The organism is Enhydrobacter sp. (assembly GCF_030246845.1).
GTDB lineage: Bacteria > Pseudomonadota > Alphaproteobacteria > Reyranellales > Reyranellaceae > Reyranella.
Window position 1 is genome coordinate 2,865,467 of record NZ_CP126889.1, and the last position, 14,637, is coordinate 2,880,103.

A 14,637-nucleotide genomic window follows, 5' to 3' on the forward strand; every position below is an offset into this window, starting at 1 on the left:
CCTGGCGTCGGCCGACGCAGGCCGGGAAGCGGCACGAATGCGCGCGCCCGGCCGAATCAAGTTCGAACGGTGGTCAGTGTCGTCGGAACGGGAAAAATCATCCGGTCCATGCGCATCGGAAATAGTTGCGGCCGGCTTTCGCGTCAAGCCTCGGGACCGGATTCCAGCCCGCGTCCCGCCTCGCAGCTTGTCTGCATAGGCGAGGAACTTCAGGCAGTTAGGCGCTCATAGAGCTGCAGCAGCCGGCTGTTGGACTGGCCGAGGCCATAGCGGGCACGGACGTGGTGTCGGGCCGCCCGGGCAAGCTCGAGCCGCCGGTCGACCGGCAGCGAGAGCGCCGTGGCGATCGCCTGGGCGAGGCCAGACGCATCCCTTTCGGGGGCCAGCCAACCCGTGATGCCTGCCCGCATCGCCTCGGCCGCACCGCCCCCCTGTTCGCAGACGACGGGACGCCCCATCGCCTGGGCCTCCACCATCGCCCGGCTGAACCCCTGGCGGGCGCCGCCCGTGGTCACCACCACGTCGGCCAGCATGTAGGCGGCGGGCATGTCCTCGACATAGGGCCCGATCTGGACCTTGCCGTTCAGGCCGGCCCGCTCGATGGCCCGCTCGAGCTCCCTTTCGAGCGCGGTCGGTTCCCCCGTCGAGCCCAGCAACAGGCAGAACAGGTCCTCGCGGCCCAGCTTCCTGATGGTGTCGATCAAAGTTCTCTGGCCGCGATCCTCGACGAAGCGGCCGGGATAGAGCACAACAGGAGCGCCATCGGGGATGCGCAGCCGGGCGGCAAGCTTGATCAGGCGTTCCGCCTGCACCCTCGCCGGATCGAACCGGTCGAGATCGATGCCCGTCGGGATCACCTCCAGGCGATCGCCGAGCGCCGGAAAGCGGCGACGGAAATCATGCGCCACATGTTCGGACACGGCGATCACGGCATCAGCTTTGGCCTGTCGTCGCTCGACATGGCGTCCGAGCATTCCCTTTGCGACGAGGGGCTGGTGCAGCGTGGCGACCCACTTGAGCTCGAGCCGTCTCGCGACAGCGCGCGCCATCCAGCCCGTCGTCGGCGAACGGGACTGCACCAGATTGAAATCGAGGCCGTCGATACGCGCCGCAAGACCAAGGCGCGCGCGCAGCGGATGGCGGTTCAAGGGCACCTCGACATGACGGGCGCGCAAGCGCAGGAGGTTGGGCAGCATGGTGCCGCCGGGCGAGGCGACGACGGCGGATCCGCCGGCGCGGATCACCGCCCGAGCCGTATCGAGTGTCGCCCGCGCGAGACTGCCCGACAGGCCGGGAACGATCTGCAGAAGCTTGAGGGGAGGCATGGCGCGGCTGGCGGGGAGTCGATGGCTATGGCAGGTAACACGACATGACCAGCAAAGGTAGCGTTCAGCATCTGCCGCGGCCCGACGGAAATTTCGTCGCCTATGTCAGAACCGCAGGCACGCCGCCGACGGTCGTCTTCCTGGGCGGCTTTCGCTCGGACATGACCGGCACCAAGGCGACGGCGCTCGAAGCCTGGGCGCAAAAGCGTGGACAGGCCTATCTCCGCTTCGACTATCTCGGCCATGGCCAGTCGTCGGGCTGTTTCGAGGATGGCACGATCGGGCGCTGGCTCGACGACAGCCTGGCCGCCATCGACGGGCTCACCGACGGCAGGCTCGTACTCGTGGGCTCGAGCATGGGCGGCTGGCTTTCGTTGCTGGCGGCGCGTGCCCGCGCGGAACGGATGGCAGGGCTTGTCCTGATTGCCGCGGCGCCCGATTTCACCGAGCGCATGCTGCTCGAAGGCCTGTCGCCCGAGGATCGCGCGACGCTGGAGCGCGACGGCCGGCTCGAGCGGCCGTCGCAGTATTCCCCCGAGCCCTCGGTCTTCACCTGGAAACTGATCGAGGAAGGGCGCCGTCATCTGCTGCTGGACAAGCCGCTCGCGCTGCCTTGCCCGGTCCGGCTGCTGCACGGCCAGAGCGATCCCGACGTGCCATGGGAGTACTCGCTGCAGATCGCCCGGCATCTCAACGCGCCTGAGGTGGTGACGACGCTCGTCAAGGGCGGCGATCACCGGCTCAGCACGTCCGCGGACATTGCGCGCCTGATCGCCACCGTCGAGGAACTGGTGCCCTAGCCGAGACCTGCGATTGCGCGCAGGCCCTCGCGGTAGGTGGGATAGCGCAAGGTGACGCCGAGCTCGCGCTTCATGCGCTCGTTCCGGACCCGGCGATTCTCGGCATAGAAGGAACGCGCCATGGCGGTCATGGAGGGCCCCGCCTCCGCCCAGGAGAGCAGCGGCGGCGCGGGCACGCCGAGCAGCTCGCACGCGAAGGCCATCACCTCCGCGCTCGACGCCGGCAGATCGTCGGCGATGTTGTAGATGCTGCCGGGACCGCCGCGCGCCATCGCCGTCACGACGGCGTGGGCGAGGTCGGTGACATGGATGCGCGAGAAGACCTGGCCCGGCTTGTCGATGCGCCGCGTCCTGCCGGCCTTCACCTGGTCGACGGGACTGCGGCCCGGGCCGTAGATCCCGGGCAGGCGAAAGATGTCGACGGCGGCGCCCGTCCTCGTTCCCAGCGCCTGCCAGGCGCGCTCGGCGGCCAGTCGCGCGACGCTGCGCGGCTGGGCCGGGGCGGCCGGCGTCGCCTCGTCGACCCAGTCTCCGCCATGATCGCCGTAGACGCCGGTCGTGGAGAGGTAGCCCAGCCATCGGGCCCCCTCGAGCAGACCGGCACAGTGGAGCAAAGCAGGATCGCCCGACGCGCCGGGCGCGATCGTGCAGAGAACGTGGCTCGCCGCTGCCAGCGCCCGCGCCGGCGGTGTCGCTGTTCCATCGAACGGCACCGTCTCGATTCCCGCGGCGCGCAACTGCTTTGCCTTCTCCGACTGGGTGCAGGTTCCGCCGACGATCCAGCCGCGGGAACGAGCGATGCCGGCTATTTTCAGGCCGCTGAAGCCGAGACCGAAGATGAAAAGGCGATGTGTCATCTTGCCAGAATCGTCGCGGCACGGTTCTTTTCAACCATGTTCTGCGTTCGTCGCGCACTGGCCTTGGCCGCAACTCTGCTGTCGATGACCGCGTCCTCGGTCGCGGCGCGCGATGCCGGCTCGTTCAATACGACGGCCGACAATCTGCAGCGCTACCAGGAATGCATGTCGCTCGCCCGCCAGGAGCCCTTGCGCGCGCTGCCGATGGCCGAGAAGTGGAAGGGGCAGGGCGGCGGTCTCGGCGCGCGCCATTGCAAGGCCATCGCCATGTTCGAGGCGGGCCGCCATACCGAGGCCGCCACCGAGCTCGAAGCGATCGCGCGCGACATGGGCCAGGCGCGGCCGGGTCTGCGCGCCGAATTGTGGGCCCAGGCGGGTCAGGCCTGGAGCGCCGCCGGACAGGCGACCAAGGCCGCCGCGGCGCAAAGCCGCGCGCTCGATCTCAAGGCCGACGATGCCGACCTGTGGGTGGATCGCGGCTTGAGCTATGCGACGCTGCGCGACTGGCCGCGCGCGGTGTCCGATTTCGATCGGGCGCTCACGCTGCGGCCCAAGAATGTGGATATCCTGGTCCTGCGCTCGGCCGCCTGGCGCAAGGCCGGCCACCCCGACCGTGCGCTCGCCGATGCGCAGCTTGCGCTGAAAGTAGCGCCGGACAACACCCGCGCGCTGCTCGAACGGGGCTTCACCTTCCTGGCGCGCGGTGACAAAGTAAGTGCGCAGGCGGACTTCAAGAAGGTGCTGAGTCTCGTGCCGCCGGACTCGGAAGCGGCCAAGCGCGCCCAGGCCGGCCTGGACGGCGAAGCCGATCAGACCGATGTGCCGCCCGCCGGCAGCCGTCCCGCGACGAGCGGGGCGAAGCGGTAGTATCCCCATCCGTCCTCATGTAAGAGCCCAACGATGAAACGATTCCTCCTCTCGTTCGCTTTGCTGCTGGCCGCCGGGACGGCTCTGGCGCAGAAGCCGACCTCCGAGCCCCAGGCGACGCCCTACTATCCCGCACCGCCGCCCGAGCTCGCACCCAAGACCGAGCAGGGGATGTCGGTCGACGGCCTCACCTCGCCGCTGGCGCAGGATCAGGCGAAGATCGCGCGCACGGTGATCGATTCCGATGCGGAAGCCGAGCTGTTCGCCAACGCCGACAAGATCGCCTGGGGCCGCTACGCCAAGGCGAAGGGCGAGAAGCCGGGCACGGTCACCGTGACCAAGGGCGCGGTCTGGACGGTGAAGGGGCGCCTCGACAGCACGGCTCCCGGCAGCGAGGGCGACTATGCATCGATCGAAGGCGCGGTCGAGAAGATCACCGCGCACCATGTGGTCATCCGCGGCGAGGTCGCCTTCCGGGTGGCGAAGATCGAGGACGGCGCGCTTTGCAAGATGGCGGGCGAGCTGCACTTCCGGCGGTCCGGCCGGTCGCATGTCTGGCGCTTGGCCGGAGGCGAGAATCCCTGCGACGGCTCGCGCGAGCTCTTCGATCTCGTCTACGACAAGCCGCCGCCGGCCGAGAAGAAGCCGGCTGCCAGGCGCGGCTAGCCCGAGCGTCCGCTCACGGCCGGATCTTTTCGATCTCCATCCGCGCCAACCGGTCGGCACGGTCGTTTTCGACGTGACCGCTGTGGCCTTTGACCCAGGCCCAGTGCACCGTGTGCGGCGCGGCGGCGGCGGCGAGGCGCTGCCACAGCTCGGCATTCTTCACCGACTTCTTGTCGGCGGTGCGCCAACCGTTCTTCCGCCAGCCATGGATCCACTTGGTGGCGCCTTCGAGGACGTAGCGGCTGTCGGTATAGAGCTTCACCACGCAGGGCCGCTTCAGCGCCTCGAGACCGGAGATGGCGCCCATCAGCTCCATGCGGTTGTTGGTCGTCGAGATCTCGCCGCCGGAAAGCTCGCGCTCGCGGTCACCCATGCGCAGGACGGCGGCCCATCCGCCGGGCCCGGGATTTCCGCTGCAGGCGCCGTCGGTGAAGATCTCGACCTCGGGCTTGTCGCTCACAGTCCGTAATCCGCGAGCGAAGTCGCGCTGCGGTGGAAGCGGAGATAGGCGAGGTACTCGAGCGGATCCTTGCGCTTCACCAGCGCATTGGCCGGCGTGTGGATCCAGTCGTAGAGCCGCGTCAGCAGGAAGCGCAGCGCGGCGCCGCGCGCCAGCAGCGGCAGCGCTTTGCGTTCGGCCGGCTCCAGGGGACGGGTCTTCTCGTAGGCCTGCAGCAGCGCGCGCGCCTTCGTTGCGTTGAAGGCGCGGTCCGGCTCGAAGCACCAGGCGTTGAGGCAGATCGCCACGTCGTAGGCGAAGGCGTCGTTGCAGGCGAAGTAGAAGTCGATCAATCCGGAAAGCCTGTCGTGCAGGAAGAAGACATTGTCGTTGAACAGGTCGGCGTGGATGACGCCGCTCGGCAGCACCTTCGGCCATTCGGCCTCGAGAACGTCGAGCTCGGCTTCGAGCTCGCGCGCCAGGCCGTGGCCCAGCTCGTCGGCGCCGCTGCGGCTGGCCTCGAACAGCGGCCGCCATCCCGCCACTGAGAGCGCGTTGGGGCGGGTCATCTTGAAATCCTGCCCGGCCAGATGGAGGCCCGCGAGCGCGGCGCCGACCGGCCCGCAATGCTTCACGGCGATGCGACGTGGCCACATGCCGTGCAGGAAGCTCGTGATCGCGGCCGGCTTGCCGGCCAGCCGGCGCAGCGCCTGTCCGTCACGACCATGGATCGGTTGCGGGCAGTTGATGCCGCGCTGGGAGAGGTGGTCCATGAGTGCGAGGAAGAACGGCAGGTCGTCCGGATCGACGCGCTTCTCGTAGAGCGTGACGATGTATTGGCCGCGCGTCGTGGTCAGCAGGTAGTTCGAGTTCTCGACGCCTTCGGCAATGCCCTTGAAGGCGTCGGCCTCCCCGATGTCGTACTCGGCGAGAAAGACCTCGAGCTCGGCGTCGCCGACTTCCGTGTAGACCGCCATCAGCCGACCAGTTCGCGCGGCAGCTTGAAGACCACGTGCTCCTGGCTGGTGTGCACTTCCTCGATCGTGACCTCGTAGCGATGGCGGCACGATGCGATCAGCTCCTCCACCAGGTGCTCCGGCGCCGAGGCGCCGGCCGTGATGCCGAGCCGTCGTACGTTGTCGCCCAGCCACTCCCAGTCCATGTCGCCGGCCCGCTGGAGCAGCCGCGATCGTGCGCATCCGCTGTTGGTCGCGACTTCCACGAGCCGCATCGAATTGGAGGAGTTGGGCGCGCCGATGACGACCAGCGCGTCGCATCTGGCGGCGATCGCCTTCACCGCCGCCTGGCGGTTGGTCGTCGCGTAGCAGATGTCTTCCTTCTTGGGCCCGTGGATGGCGGGAAATCGGCGCCGCAGGATGGCCACGATGTCGACCGTGTCATCGACCGACAGCGTGGTCTGCGTCGCGTAGGCGAGGTTGAGAGGATCGGACACCGCGACGGATTCCGCCTGCTCGACATCCTCGACCAGCAGCACCTGGCCCGGCGGCAACTGGCCCATCGTGCCGATCACCTCCGGATGGCCGGCATGGCCGATCAGGATCACCGTGCGTCCGGACTCGGCGTGGCGCTCCGCTTCGCGATGGACCTTGGAGACGAGCGGGCAGGTGGCGTCGAGATAGAGGAGATGGCGACGCGCCGCCTCGGCCGGCACCGTCTTCGGCACGCCGTGGGCCGAAAAGACGACGGGCCGATCGTCCGGCACCTCGTCGAGCTCCTCGACGAAAATCGCGCCCTTGGCCTCGAGCGCCTCGACCACGGACCTGTTGTGCACGATCTCGTGACGCACATAGACCGGTGATCCATAGCGCGCGAGGGCGCGCTCGACGATCTGGATCGCGCGCTCGACTCCGGCACAGAAGCCGCGCGGGCTCGCCAGAAGAATCGTCAGCGATTTCTTCGCCTCGATCATGAACAAACGGCGATCATCGGAAACGGACACCCCGCATGCGAAGCCGCTCGCTTGCAGGCCCGCAGACCATTGCCTAGACTCTCTCCCGACGGAGAGGCGCGGCACCGTAACAAAGCCGCCGCAACGGGGAAAGCAGCATGACTGAGCCGGTTGTCGCGGCCAGGGCACCGAACAAAGTGTCGCTCGAGGCAGGCAAGGACTATTGGTGGTGCGCCTGCGGAAGGAGCCAGAATCAGCCCTTTTGCGACGGCTCGCACAAAGGCAGCGGCCTGACGCCGATGAAGTACACGGCCGAGAAGTCGGGCGATCACTGGCTCTGCGCCTGCAAGCATTCCGGCAAGAAGCCGCTGTGTGACGGCACCCACAAGACCCTCGTATGACCGACAGAAGATTCGCTCCTCTGACGCCGCTTGCGCTCGTGCTTGCGTTCGCCGTCGCCGGCTGTGGCCGCTCCGAGAAGGAGCAGCTTGCCGCGGACTACTGCCCGCAGCCCTTCCAGGTGCAGGACGCCCAGACCCTGACGCGCTTCGCGCCCGGCTCGGGCCACGACCCCCGCAATGTCATGTTCGAGGCGGGGCTGCTGGACAGTGCGGCTTCCTGCTCGCTCGGCAAGCGGCAGATGAACGTCGACCTCGTCCTGCGAATCGCCGTCAGCCCAGGTCCGGCAGTGAGCCGCGGTGTGACAAGCGTGCCCTACTTTGTGCGCGTGCTCGACGGCAGCGGCCGCATCGTGCAGGGCCAGGAATTCAACGCCGACTTCGAGCTCACCCTGTCGGGCGGGCGACGCGGATCCAAGGAGGAGCTCAGCCTGACGCTGCCCTTCGAGAAGCCGTCCGACACCGTGAACTATCGCATCGCCGTGGGCCTGAAGCCGACGCCGGAGGAGCTGGAGTACAATCGCCGCAACGCCGGCCGCTGAGCCGGCGGGAGGGTTTCTTTGAGCGCTTACGCGGACCGTTTGCAGGCATTGGCGACCGCCGCGGCAGACCGCTGCACGGGCTGCGGAAAATGCTTCGAGGTCTGCCCGACCGCGCGCGAGGTCGGCCTGGAAGCGAGCGAAGCCAAGCAACGCGTGGCCGAGCTGTCGGCGCTGACATGCGGGGACGCCGCCACCGCCGACCTGGAGACGTGGCTGACCGCCTGTGATGGCAGCGCGCGCTGCAGCGCCGCCTGCCCGGAGGGCATCAATGTCCGCCAGTGGGTGACGATCGCCAAGCTCAGGGCGACCGAGGCGGCGCGGCCGGCGGAGCAGAACGCCATCAACGCCGCCAAGCGCTTCCGTCACATGGCGCAGGCGGTGCGGCTGCTGGCCAGCATGCAGCTCCCATCGGAAACGCTGCGACGCATCCTGGCGCCGGCGGAGAAGCGCGCCGCCGATGTGCTTTTCTACACGGGCTGCAACGTGCTGCGTACGCCGCACATCGTGCTGAACGTGATGGACATCCTCGATGCGCTGGAGCTCGACTTCGACGTGGTCGGCGGCACCGCCCATTGCTGCGGCGTCTACCAGTTCCTGGAGGCCGACCTGCCGACCTACGAGCGGATCGGCCACCGCACCTTCCAGCGCTTCGGCCAGTCGGGTGCGTCGCGCGTTCTCACCTGGTGTCCGACCTGCACCAAGAATTTCGGCGAGCTGGAAGAGGACGTCGAGGCGCCGTCCTTCGATCTCGGCCATGTGAGCGAGTTCCTCGCCGCCAACCTCGAGGCGCTGAGGTCGCATTTCACCCCGAATCAGCCGAAGCGGCGGGTCGTGATCCACGAGCATCTGGGCATCGGCGCGACGGTCGAGAGCATCGCCGCGCTTTTGCGCGCCGTGCCCAATCTCGAGCTCCTCGATCTGCCGCAGGATTCGGGCTTCTCCTATGCCTGCGGCGGCGTGGCCGCGAAGTACAAGGAACGGGAGGCGGCGATCCATCGCGGCCTGGCGGAAGCGGCGGTTGCGGCCGGCGCCGACACGATCGTCACCATGTACCATTCCTGCCATCGCGCCTTCGCCGGCGCCGAGGCGGTCTATCCGATCAAGGTCGTGAACTTCACCGACGTGATCGCCGAGGCGCTGGGTCGCGGCGGCCATCCCGACTATTACAGCCTCTACAAGAAGGGCGGCGCGATGGACGAGGCCGTGGCCGCCGCCCGCAGGTTCCTGCAGAGCAACGGCGTCGAGATCGACGAGGCCTCGGTCCGGTCGCTGACGGCCGAAATCTTCAACGAGACCGGCCTTGCCGGCCGTCGTGAGGCCTTCGCGCAGGCCTTCGCCGATCTCGCCCGTCAGGGCTGATTCGAGCACGTTCGAGCACGGCTCTACCTCCCTTTTCCCGGTGGACGCGGCGGGGCGGCCTGCCTATGGTCGCTCCACCCAGACGATCCCTGTGGGAGAGACCGTTCCTTCGGGAATGGCGCCGAAGGAGCAACCGACCCCGGAAACTCTCAGGCAAACGGACCGCAAGGGGGATGGGTCTCTGGAAAGCGGCGCCTGCCGGCAACGGCGGCGTCCACCGACGAAGTAAGGCCTGCTCTTTGGTGGTAGAGGGCGGCCGAATCTTTCAGGTCTCCGGACAGAGGGGGTCGCGACGGCGCAATCCATGCGCCGGCAATGCGACTCTTTGAGGAGACCTGATGACCGAAACCGCCGCCGGCCCCCTCAAACGCACGCCGCTTCACGCCTTGCATCGTGAGCTCGGGGCCCGGCTCGTGCCGTTCGCCGGCTACGAGATGCCGGTGCAGTATCCGACCGGTATCCTGGCCGAACACGCCCAGACGCGCGCCGCGGCGGGCCTGTTCGATGTCTCGCACATGGGCCAGGTACGGCTCACGGCCAGGCCGGGGCGCAGCGCCGCCAAGGCGCTGGAGGCGCTGGTGCCGGGCGATATCGCGGGCCTTCAGCCTGGTCAGCAGCGCTACACGCAGTTCACCAACGAGACGGGCGGCATCCTCGACGACCTGATGGTGACCAGCACGGGCGATCATCTCCTTCTGGTGCTCAACGCCGCGTGCAAGGACGCCGATCTCGCGCACCTCCAGAAGCATCTCTCCTCGGCCTGCGAGGTCGAGCCGATGTTCTCGCGCGGCCTGCTGGCGCTGCAGGGCCCCCAAGCGGCGCAGGCGCTGGCGCGGCTCGCGCCCCCGGTCGCGACCATGAAGTTCATGACCGGCGCCTATGTCGTGATCGACGGCATCGAATGCTACGTCACGCGCTCCGGCTATACGGGTGGAGATGGTTTCGAAATCTCGACGCCGGCCGATGCCGCCGACACTATCGCCCGCAAGCTGCTCGCCCAGCCCGAGGTGAAGCCGATCGGGCTCGGCGCCCGCGACTCGCTGCGCCTCGAGGCAGGCCTTTGTCTCTATGGCCACGATATCGACACGACCACGACGCCCATCGAAGCCGGGCTGCTGTGGAGCATCGGCAAGGAACGTCGTGCGCAAGGCGGCTTTCCCGGCGCGACGGTCATCCAGAAGCAGATCGCCGAGGGCGCGCCGCGCAGGCGGGTCGGCCTGCTACCAGATGGCAAGGCGATCGCGCGTGAAGGTGCGGAGATCGCGATCGCCGGCAAGGTTGTCGGCAAGGTGACGTCGGGCGGCTTCGCGCCGACCCTCGGACGCGCCGTCGCCATGGGCTACGTCGAACGCGCTCGATCAGCCAATGGGACGAAGGTCGAGCTCGTCGTCCGCGGCAAGCCCGTGCCGGCCGAGATCGCCGCCATGCCGTTCGTGAAACACGCCTACTACCGCGGATAGGAGCCTCTGATGAGCGTCAAATACACCAACGAGCACGAATGGGTCCGCGTGGAGGGCGATGTCGGCACGATCGGCATCACGAACTATGCCCAGGAGCAACTGGGCGACGTGGTGTTCGTGGAGGTGCCGGCGGTCGGCCGCAAGGTCGCGAAGGGCGAGTCGGTGGCCGTGGTCGAATCGGTGAAGGCCGCGTCCGACATCTATGCCCCGGTATCGGGCGAAGTGGTCGAGGCCAATGCGGCGCTGGCCGACAGCCCCGGCGACGTCAATGCCGAGCCCACCGGCAAGGGGTGGTTCTTCAAGCTCAGGCTTTCCGACAAGACCGAGCTCGACGGGCTGATGGACGAGGCGGCCTACGATGCTTTCGTGAAGAGTCTGGGCTGAACGGAGCGACGCATGCGCTATCTCCCCCTGACGGATCAGGATCGCCGCGAGATGCTGGCGGTGATCGGGGCCAGGTCGGTCGACGAGCTGTTCTGCGACGTTCCCCGGTCGGCGCGGCTCGCGGCCAAGATCGCGGATCTGCCGGACCACCAGGGCGAGCTTGAGGTCGAACGGGCTTTTCAGGCCTTTGCGGCGAAGAACGTCTCGCCGGCCAGCGCGCCGTTCTTCATCGGCGCCGGCGCCTATCGCCATCATGTGCCCTCGACCGTCGACTACATGATCCAGCGCGGCGAGTTCCTGACCTCCTACACGCCCTATCAGCCCGAGATCACCCAGGGCACGCTGCAGTACCTGTTCGAGTTCCAGACCCAGGTGACGCTGCTGACCGGCATGGAAGTGGCCAACGCGTCGATGTACGACGGCTCGACCGGGGCCGCCGAGGCCGTGCTGATGGCCAATCGCGTCACCAGGCGCCACAAGGCGCTGATCTCGGGCGGCCTGCATCCCCAGTATCGCCGGGTCATCGAGACCACCGGCCGCTGGGAGGGCTTCAGCGCCGTCGTCGGCAAGCCGGACGTCGAGGGACTCGAGGACCTGATCGCAGGTATCGACAAGGAGACGTCCTGCGTCGTCGTGCAGAACCCGAGCTTCTTCGGCCACGTGCGCGACTTCGCCGAGCTCGCCCGGGCCTGCCATGCCGCCGGCGCCCTCCTGATCGTGGTCGTGACGGAGGTCGTGTCGCTCGGCCTCATCAAGCCGCCGGGCGAGATGGGGGCCGATATCGTGGTGTGCGAAGGCCAGTCGATTGGCAATGGCCTCGGCTTTGGCGGGCCCTATGTCGGCCTGTTCGCCACGCGCGAGAAGTACATGCGCCAGATGCCGGGCCGGCTGGTCGGCGAGACCGTCGATGCCGACGGCAAGCGCGGCTTCGTGCTGACCCTCTCGACCCGCGAGCAGCATATCCGCCGCGAGAAGGCGACCTCCAACATCTGCACCAATGCCGGCCTCTGCGCGCTCGCCTTCACGGTCCATCTCACTTTGCTGGGCGAAGCGGGCTTCCGGCGTCTGGCCGAGCTCAACCATGCCAAGGCCTGCGAGCTCGCCGACCGAGTGTCCGCGGTGCCGGGCGTGCAGCTCGTGAACGAGAGCTTCTTCAACGAGTTCACCGTGCGCCTCCCCGGGCCCGCGGCGCCGGTCGTGGAGGCGCTGGCCGCCAAGCGCATCCTCGGCGGCCTGCCCGTGTCGCGGCTCGTTCCCGACGATCCCTCGGTGGCAAACCTCCTGTTGCTGGCCGCGACCGAGACCGCGACCGAGCATGGCATGGCGCCCCTGGTGACCGCACTTAAGGAGGTGCTGTGATGGTCCAGTCGCTCGATCGCAGCCAGGGTCGTGCCGGCGGTGCCGCCGGCCGGCCGACTGGTGCCGTGACCACCTTCACCGGCAACCGCGCGCTCCAGATCGAGGAGCCGCTGATCTTCGAGTTGGGCCAGCCGGGACGTTGCGGCGTCGATCTGCCGGAGCCGGCCAAGGTGAAGGACCGCCTCAACGGCCTGCGCCGGACCGGCGAAATCGGCCTGCCGGGACTCAGCGAGCCGCAGGTCGTGCAGCACTACACGCGGCTCAGCCAGAAGAACTACGCCATCGACATGGGCGTCTATCCGCTGGGCTCGTGCACCATGAAGCACAATCCCCGCATCAACGAGAAGGTGGCGCGGCTGGCGGGCATCGGCGATCTCCATCCGCTGCAGCCTCTGTCGACGGTGCAGGGCGCGCTGGAGCTGATCGACAGTCTGGCGCACTGGCTGAAGACGCTCACCGGCATGCCGGCGGTGGCGATGTCGCCCGCCGCCGGCGCGCACGGCGAGATGTGCGGCATGATGGCGATCGCCGCCGCGCTCGAGGCCAAGGGCGAGCGCGCCAGGCGACGGATCGTGCTGGCGCCGGAATCGGCGCACGGCACCAATCCCGCGACGGCGGCGGCGCTCGGCTTCACCGTGAAACCGATCCCGGCCAACGAGCGTGGTCGCGTCGATCTCGGAGCGCTCAAGGCCGCGCTGGGCCCCGAGGTGGCGGCGATCATGCTCACCAATCCCAACACCTGCGGCCTGTTCGAGAGCGAGATCGTCGAGATCTCCGAGGCGGTGCACGAGGCCGGCGCCTACTTCTACTGCGACGGCGCCAACTTCAATGCCATCGTCGGCCGCGTGCGGCCGGGCGATCTCGGCGTCGACTGCATGCATATCAACCTGCACAAGACCTTCTCGACGCCGCACGGCGGCGGCGGGCCGGGCGCGGGCCCGGTCGTGCTGTCGGCGGCGCTCGCGCCCTACGCGCCCTATCCCTGGATCGTGAAGCAGGCCGACCGCTGGGCCGTGGCCGAAGACGGCGCCCGTGTCGACGGCAAGCCGCTCGGACGGCTGAAGGCCTTCCACGGCCAGATGGGCATGTTCACCCGCGCGCTCGCCTACATCATGAGTCACGGGGCCGACGGGCTGAAGCAGGCCGCCGAGGATGCGGTGCTGTCGGCCAACTACGTGATGGCCTCGCTGAAGGACGTCATGACGCCGGCCTTCGAGGGGCCCTGCATGCACGAGGCGCTGTTCGACGACGGCTTCCTCAAGGATACCGGCGTCAGCACCCTCGACTTCGCCAAGGCGATGATCGACGAGGGCTATCACCCCATGACCATGTACTTCCCGCTGGTGGTGCATGGCGCGATGCTGATCGAGCCCACCGAGAGCCAGGCCAAGGAAGATCTCGATCTCTTCATTGCCGCGATGCGCTCGCTCGCCGAGCGCGCGAAGAGCGGAACGGCCGCCCAGGACTTCAAGGCGGCTCCGCACTTCGCGCCGCGCCGCCGCCTCGACGAGACCCTGGCCGCCCGCAAGCCGATCCTGCGCTGGCGCCCGAGCAACAACCCGCCGGAAGGCGATCCGCTGCGGCAGGCGGCCGAGTAGGGACGCTGCCTTTCAAGCCGCAGGGTCGATATCTGTCTTCGTGAAATCGTCGCCCTTGAACAGCAATGGGATACCGCGATTGCGCGCCACGGCATAGGCGAAGCAATCGTCGAGATTGAGCTCAGCGGGATGGCCGCGTCTCTTTCCATAGCGGGCGTAGGCGGCGAGCGCCGTTCGGGCTTCCTGCAAGGTGATGGGAAGACACCGGACTCCAGCCACGCCGAGGAATTCCTCGACATCGGCGGCTGCATCCTCGACAGCCGTATGTCGGGTCCGGCACAGCGCCAAGGCCGCCTCGAAGATGGCGATCGGCGAGGTGACGGCGCTGCCGCCGCTTGCCTCGATGGCGTCGGCAAAGGTATCGGCCTCCGGCTCGCTGTTCAGGATGGCGACGATCGCCGAGGCGTCGACGAACATCAGCGCTCGTCGCTCAGCTCGTCATAGAACGCCTTGTCGGCTGCAAGCCCTGTCGCAGGCCGCTTCTGCACGCGTTGCTGGATCGCTCGAAGCCGCTCGCGAAGCGGCACGGCTTCCTCGAGGCGCCGCAACTCGTTCTCCAAGGCGAGCTTCACCGCCTCGGTCTTGTTCAAGCCTTTGCGCGCCGCGAGCCTTTCGGCGAGGCGGTTGACCTCTTCGCTGCGGATATTCAACGGCATCGCGCAACTCGTGTGTGT

At 68.0% G+C, this 14,637-nt stretch carries 17 protein-coding genes and 1 riboswitch; of the genes, 10 read left to right on the forward strand and 7 right to left on the reverse strand.

What is annotated here, in order from left to right:
- Positions 1-209 precede the first annotated feature (209 nt).
- The gene (locus tag OJF58_RS14360; RefSeq protein ID WP_300778348.1) at positions 210-1,325 is read right to left on the reverse strand and encodes a glycosyltransferase; all 1,116 of its coding nucleotides are present in this window, start codon (positions 1,323-1,325) and stop codon (positions 210-212) included.
- Positions 1,326-1,369: 44 nt separating this feature from the next.
- Between OJF58_RS14360 and OJF58_RS14365 the strand changes: the two genes are divergently transcribed.
- Positions 1,370-2,125 (forward strand): alpha/beta hydrolase, encoded by a 756-nt coding sequence (locus tag OJF58_RS14365; protein WP_300778349.1) that lies wholly within the window; start codon positions 1,370-1,372, stop codon positions 2,123-2,125.
- Here the strand turns inward: OJF58_RS14365 and OJF58_RS14370 are convergent.
- Positions 2,122-2,982 (reverse strand): SDR family oxidoreductase, encoded by an 861-nt coding sequence (locus tag OJF58_RS14370; RefSeq protein ID WP_300778351.1) that lies wholly within the window; start codon positions 2,980-2,982, stop codon positions 2,122-2,124. The two genes, OJF58_RS14365 and OJF58_RS14370, sit on opposite strands and share 4 nt — an antisense overlap.
- A gap of 63 nt (positions 2,983-3,045) precedes the next feature.
- Here OJF58_RS14370 and OJF58_RS14375 point away from each other — a divergent pair, with 63 nt between their 5' ends.
- Both OJF58_RS14375 and OJF58_RS14380 read left to right on the forward strand, forming a co-directional pair.
- Positions 3,046-3,849: a tetratricopeptide repeat protein gene (locus tag OJF58_RS14375; protein WP_300778353.1), complete on the forward strand. Its 804-nt coding sequence runs from the start codon at positions 3,046-3,048 to the stop codon at positions 3,847-3,849.
- Positions 3,850-3,882: 33 nt separating this feature from the next.
- A complete protein-coding gene (locus OJF58_RS14380) occupies positions 3,883-4,515 on the forward strand; it encodes a hypothetical protein (RefSeq protein WP_300778354.1) in 633 nt (210 codons plus the stop codon).
- Between the two features lie 13 nt (positions 4,516-4,528).
- Here OJF58_RS14380 and rnhA read toward each other — a convergent pair whose 3' ends face one another.
- Genes rnhA through ispH form a run of 3 tightly spaced genes read right to left on the reverse strand, consistent with a single transcriptional unit; the run spans position 4,529 to position 6,884 of the window.
- Positions 4,529-4,975: a ribonuclease HI gene (gene rnhA / locus OJF58_RS14385; protein WP_300778356.1), complete on the reverse strand. Its 447-nt coding sequence runs from the start codon at positions 4,973-4,975 to the stop codon at positions 4,529-4,531.
- Positions 4,972-5,931, reverse strand: a complete 960-nt coding sequence (locus OJF58_RS14390) for a homoserine kinase (RefSeq protein ID WP_300778358.1) — start codon at positions 5,929-5,931, stop codon at positions 4,972-4,974. Before OJF58_RS14390 ends, rnhA begins: the two co-directional genes overlap by 4 nt.
- Positions 5,931-6,884: a 4-hydroxy-3-methylbut-2-enyl diphosphate reductase gene (gene ispH / locus OJF58_RS14395; RefSeq protein WP_300778360.1), complete on the reverse strand. Its 954-nt coding sequence runs from the start codon at positions 6,882-6,884 to the stop codon at positions 5,931-5,933. Before ispH ends, OJF58_RS14390 begins: the two co-directional genes overlap by 1 nt.
- A 137-nt stretch (positions 6,885-7,021) precedes the next feature.
- Between ispH and OJF58_RS14400 the strand changes: the two genes are divergently transcribed.
- From OJF58_RS14400 to gcvPB, 7 genes are all read left to right on the forward strand, one after another.
- Positions 7,022-7,264 (forward strand): CDGSH iron-sulfur domain-containing protein, encoded by a 243-nt coding sequence (locus OJF58_RS14400; protein ID WP_300778362.1) that lies wholly within the window; start codon positions 7,022-7,024, stop codon positions 7,262-7,264.
- Positions 7,261-7,803, forward strand: coding sequence for a hypothetical protein (locus OJF58_RS14405; RefSeq protein WP_300778363.1), 543 nt, complete (start codon positions 7,261-7,263; stop codon positions 7,801-7,803). The genes OJF58_RS14400 and OJF58_RS14405 overlap by 4 nt, the downstream gene beginning before the upstream one ends.
- A gap of 18 nt (positions 7,804-7,821) precedes the next feature.
- Complete coding sequence (locus OJF58_RS14410) at positions 7,822-9,162, forward strand: (Fe-S)-binding protein (protein ID WP_300778364.1); 1,341 nt, start codon at positions 7,822-7,824, stop codon at positions 9,160-9,162.
- Between the two features lie 82 nt (positions 9,163-9,244).
- Positions 9,245-9,337: riboswitch (glycine riboswitch) on the forward strand.
- A 163-nt stretch (positions 9,338-9,500) separates the two neighbouring features.
- The gene (gene gcvT, locus OJF58_RS14415; protein ID WP_300778365.1) at positions 9,501-10,622 is read left to right on the forward strand and encodes a glycine cleavage system aminomethyltransferase GcvT; all 1,122 of its coding nucleotides are present in this window, start codon (positions 9,501-9,503) and stop codon (positions 10,620-10,622) included.
- A gap of 9 nt (positions 10,623-10,631) precedes the next feature.
- The gene (gene gcvH / locus OJF58_RS14420) at positions 10,632-11,006 is read left to right on the forward strand and encodes a glycine cleavage system protein GcvH (RefSeq protein ID WP_300778366.1); all 375 of its coding nucleotides are present in this window, start codon (positions 10,632-10,634) and stop codon (positions 11,004-11,006) included.
- 12 nt (positions 11,007-11,018) lie between these two features.
- Entirely contained in the window at positions 11,019-12,365 is a 1,347-nt protein-coding gene (gene gcvPA, locus OJF58_RS14425; RefSeq protein WP_300778368.1) for an aminomethyl-transferring glycine dehydrogenase subunit GcvPA, read from the forward strand.
- Positions 12,365-13,963 carry an aminomethyl-transferring glycine dehydrogenase subunit GcvPB gene (gene gcvPB, locus OJF58_RS14430; protein WP_300778370.1) on the forward strand — a complete coding sequence of 533 codons (1,599 nt, stop codon included), beginning with the start codon at positions 12,365-12,367 and terminating at the stop codon, positions 13,961-13,963. The genes gcvPA and gcvPB overlap by 1 nt, the downstream gene beginning before the upstream one ends.
- A gap of 12 nt (positions 13,964-13,975) precedes the next feature.
- On the opposite strand, the gene OJF58_RS14435 is transcribed toward gcvPB, so the two are convergent.
- On the reverse strand, positions 13,976-14,380 hold the full coding sequence (locus tag OJF58_RS14435) for a type II toxin-antitoxin system VapC family toxin (RefSeq protein WP_300778372.1): 405 nt from the start codon (positions 14,378-14,380) through the stop codon (positions 13,976-13,978).
- Positions 14,380-14,619: a type II toxin-antitoxin system VapB family antitoxin gene (locus tag OJF58_RS14440; RefSeq protein ID WP_300778373.1), complete on the reverse strand. Its 240-nt coding sequence runs from the start codon at positions 14,617-14,619 to the stop codon at positions 14,380-14,382. Before OJF58_RS14440 ends, OJF58_RS14435 begins: the two co-directional genes overlap by 1 nt.
- Between the last annotated feature and the right edge of the window lie 18 nt (positions 14,620-14,637).